This is a genomic window from Alienimonas sp. DA493, from assembly GCF_043951915.1.
GTDB lineage: Bacteria > Planctomycetota > Planctomycetia > Planctomycetales > Planctomycetaceae > Alienimonas.
Genome location: NZ_JBINJD010000369.1, coordinates 1 through 481, shown reverse-complemented (window position 1 = coordinate 481; position 481 = coordinate 1). Strand labels below are relative to the sequence as shown.

The following is a 481-nucleotide window of genomic DNA, read 5'->3' as shown; positions in this document are numbered from 1 at the left end:
CCGCGTCGGCGTAGCGCTCCGCGGCGTAGTGTTCCGAACCGAGCAGGGCGAACTTCTTCGCCTCCTCGTACCGCCGGCCCGCGGCGGAGTCGTCCCGCATGGCGGCGTCGGGCGGCGTCAGGGCGCCCTCCGCGATGAGGGCAAAGAACCGTCCGCCGCGATCCGCGAAGCGTTCCGCCTCCCGCCGCAGGTCCGCCGGCGCCGTGCCCGCGGTCAGTTCCTCGGACAACCGGGCGTGCAGGTCTTCGGTGTAGCCCTGCTGCCCGACCCGCCGGGCGAGGCGGGCGACGAGGGCCTCCGTATCGGTCGCCGGCACGGCCAGTGGCAGGGATCGGGTCGCCTCCGGCCCGTGGAACGTCGGCGACTGCCGGATGCGGTCGGCCTCGGGCAGGTCGGCGTTGTATTCGTCGATCAGCGTCGCCACCCGGGCGGTCGTGGCGGTCTGCACCTCCGCCAGACGGATGAAGCCGTCCCCGTCGAC

The 481-nt window shown here is 74.0% G+C and carries 1 protein-coding gene; it reads right to left on the bottom strand.

The genetic code is table 11. The annotated features are described in order from the left end of the window. Window positions 1–481: hypothetical protein (locus tag ACG2DA_RS23065; protein ID WP_395259066.1), on the bottom strand; the 481-nt coding region annotated here is incomplete at both ends.